The organism is Oceanivirga salmonicida (genome assembly GCF_001517915.1).
Classification (GTDB): Bacteria; Fusobacteriota; Fusobacteriia; order Fusobacteriales; family Leptotrichiaceae; genus Oceanivirga; species Oceanivirga salmonicida.
Window position 1 is genome coordinate 1 of the sequence record NZ_LOQI01000105.1, and the last position, 3213, is coordinate 3213.

5 protein-coding genes are annotated in these 3213 nt (G+C 24.4%); 3 read left to right on the plus strand and 2 right to left on the minus strand.

Going from position 1 to position 3213, the window contains the following annotated elements; all coding sequences use genetic code 11:
* The first annotated feature begins 42 nt into the window (after positions 1-42).
* Together AWT72_RS08270 and AWT72_RS08275 are read left to right on the plus strand one after the other, a co-directional pair.
* The gene (locus AWT72_RS08270) at positions 43-363 is read left to right on the plus strand and encodes a putative heavy metal-binding protein (RefSeq protein ID WP_067143518.1); all 321 of its coding nucleotides are present in this window, start codon (positions 43-45) and stop codon (positions 361-363) included.
* 294 nt (positions 364-657) lie between these two features.
* Entirely contained in the window at positions 658-1404 is a 747-nt protein-coding gene (locus AWT72_RS08275; protein WP_067143520.1) for a DUF5710 domain-containing protein, read from the plus strand.
* Positions 1405-1643: 239 nt separating this feature from the next.
* Here AWT72_RS08275 and AWT72_RS08280 read toward each other — a convergent pair whose 3' ends face one another.
* Both AWT72_RS08280 and AWT72_RS09530 read right to left on the minus strand, forming a co-directional pair.
* A complete protein-coding gene (locus AWT72_RS08280) occupies positions 1644-2582 on the minus strand; it encodes a hypothetical protein (RefSeq protein ID WP_067143523.1) in 939 nt (312 codons plus the stop codon).
* Positions 2560-2721: a hypothetical protein gene (locus AWT72_RS09530; RefSeq protein ID WP_156413119.1), complete on the minus strand. Its 162-nt coding sequence runs from the start codon at positions 2719-2721 to the stop codon at positions 2560-2562. Before AWT72_RS09530 ends, AWT72_RS08280 begins: the two co-directional genes overlap by 23 nt.
* Before the next feature lie 136 nt (positions 2722-2857).
* Between AWT72_RS09530 and AWT72_RS09295 the strand changes: the two genes are divergently transcribed.
* Positions 2858-3139 (plus strand): heavy metal-binding domain-containing protein, encoded by a 282-nt coding sequence (locus AWT72_RS09295; protein ID WP_156413120.1) that lies wholly within the window; start codon positions 2858-2860, stop codon positions 3137-3139.
* The last annotated feature ends 74 nt before the right edge of the window (positions 3140-3213 follow it).

The following is a 3213-nucleotide window of genomic DNA, read 5'->3' on the forward strand; positions in this document are numbered from 1 at the left end:
TGTATACTTTACAGTACCAATTTAAAAAAGGGGGTAATAATTATGATAATTACAACTACTAATAATATTGAAGGACATAAAATAGTAAAATATCATGGTATAATTTTTGGTGAAGTAATAACAGGAGTAAACTTTATCAAGGATATTGGAGCAGGATTAAGAGATTTCTTTGGTGGACGTTCTAAAGGTTATGAGGATGAACTTTTAACTGCAAGAAGTCAAGCATTACAAGAATTGGAAGAAAGAGCTAAAAGTATAGGTGCAAATGCAATAGTTGGGGTTAAGATGGATTATGAAATGCTAGGAGCATCTAACAATATGATGATGGTAACTTGTTCAGGAACAGCAGTAGTTATAGAATAAAAAGATAAAAGCAGGAATAAATAACCTGCTTTTATTAATAACATAGTACCTATTTTAAATCTGTAATACTTTTACCAATACTTCCACCTGGATGCCATTTTATGTATTCATTTGGGCTTAAATTATAGTAATTTTGTAATAATATGCTTAAAGTTTGTAAGGCAACTATTTCTGATAATATAGAAATTTCTTAACTTTAAATTTTATTATGGTATAATATTAATAAAAATAGGTGTTCATATATTTATTTTTGGTATTAATAATAAATTATAAAAAATTAATGGAGGAATTAAAATGAATTGTAAAATTTATTTAAATGTGCCATTTTCTGAAAAAGAAGAGGCCAAAAATTTAGGGGCAAAATGGAATCCAAAAGAAAAAAAGTGGTATTATGAAGGGAATATTTCTAATTTATCAAAATTTGGTAAATGGATATTACCAGAAAATTTTTATTGCTTATCATTTGTGTTTGGGTATATATATTTAATTTTTGCTAAAAGAAATTGTTTTAAATGTAAAAAAGATACTACAGTTGTTGGAATAGGAGTAACTGATTATATTACAATTTACGATAATGAAGATGAACCACGTGATTTTTATATCGAAAGTTCACATTATCCTAAAATGAGTAAAATTTTTGATTTTAATATAGGGTTACCAAAATCTTTATTAATTTTATTAAAAAAATATGGAGTATATGAAGATTATTCAAAGATAGCTGGAAAAACTATATGTAATCATTGTAATCATTGTGGTATTTTACAGGGCAATAATTATATTTTTGAAGAATATAACAGACCATTTAATCCTGTTTTTGAAACTGAGGAAGAATTGAAAAATAAAGTAAAAGAAATGAATATATTGCCTATTAAAATAAATATAGATTATGGTTTGCCTATAAATATTGATTTAGAAGATGAGTATACTTTTTATTTGTCAAATGAACCTATATTAGACGAATTATTGATTAATGGAGAATTAAGTACTTATATTTTAAAATATGCTAATAAATTACAAGAAATACATATAAAAATAGAATAAAATCAATAAATCTTTAATTAAAACTAAATGTTTATAAGTAAATATAAAATAAAAAGATACTTTGTTTATATAAAGCCCTATAAATTCAAAGTATCTTTATTTTTTTCAGTTTGAAATGTAAGACTCCATAATTAATGAACCCTAAAAAGTGTGATTTATAGTCATAAAAATGGTTATTTAATTTATATATTTTTTTTCTTTTTTGATAATTCAATAAAAATCATTTTAAAAAATTTCTTCTAAGGATGGTCTTGTGGTGGTATATATCTAATTTTTTCTGTTTTCTCAATTGTTTTTTCATTAAAGTTTTTAGAAAATTCTAAAATGTTATCTATTTTTTTCAAATCAAATATTTCATTATCTAATATCATATGTAATGTATCATTTAATGATTTAGCAACTACAATTTTTGTTTTATTATGTAAATACATATTTTCCCCTTTATGATTTAAAGGTACATATTTATTGTTTTCATATGATATACAGTGCCCTGATATTATTCTTTTATTGAATATTGATAAAACTTTATCTAATTCTTCATCATTATATGTTTGACATTCAAATCTATTTTCTATATCATTAAATTTAGAAAGAGCCTTTTCATTATGTTGTTTTACAAATTCAATTAAATATTTATTAGCTTCATTAATGTTTTTAATGCCGTAAAAACTTAATTCAGCAGCAAATCTAGATTGTAATGTTTTAAAGGTTCTTTCTACTGTACCTTTAGCTTGTGCTATAGAAGTAGTTTCTAATTCTATACCAAGAAAACTACACATTATTCCAAAGTTTGTTTTCTTTTCAGTATCTTCTGAATATTTAAAAACATTTCTATTATCTGCTATTAATTTATATGATATACCATAATTAATTAAAACTTGTTTAAAAGCTGTATAATATCCTTTAAGAGTTTCTTGTGTATCAAAGTATGCTCCCAGTATGACAGAAGTTGCTTTATCAACAAATAGATGAAGATTAAACTTTTTATCACCAAACCAAATATGTGGTGAAGCATCGGTTTCTACTATTTCTCCAAAATATTTTATTCTAGGCATATATGGATGAGCATATTTAAAACTAATTTCATATTTTAATTTTCTTTCAATTTTTTTCTTTTTGCTTTTTTTAGAGACTTTATTAAGAGTTTCATAAGCTCTAATAGTTGATTTGCGAGACATTGGACTTCCTATTTTTCTTTAATCTTTTAATGGTAGTATATGATAAATTAGTAATATCAGAAATATCTTTAAGTTTCCTCTTTTCATTAATTAATTTAATAGCTAATAGCCTAGCTAAACTTCTTTCTTCATTAGTCATATTTGACCAACCTCCTTATACTAAATTTAACTCAAAAAAGAATCGATTTATTTTATCATAAAAAGGCTCATTAATGTGATTTTCATTTATGGGTCATTAATTGTGGAGTTTTACATGATAATTACAACTACATAAAATAGTAAAATATCATGGGATAATTTTTGGTGAAATAATAACAGGAGTAAACTTTATCAAGGATATTGGAGCAGGATTAAGAGATTTTTTTGGTGGACGTTCTAAAGGTTATGAGGATGAACTTTTAACTGCAAGAAGTCAAGCACTACAAGAATTAGAAGAAAGAGCTAAAAGTATAGGTGCAAATGCAATAGTTGGGGTTAAGATGGATTATGAAATGCTAGGAGCATCTAATAATATGATGATGGTAACTTGTTCAGGAACAGCAGTAGTTATAGAATAAAAAGATAAAAGCAGGAATAAATAACCTGCTTTTATTAATAACATAGTACCTATTTTAAATCTGTAATACTTTTA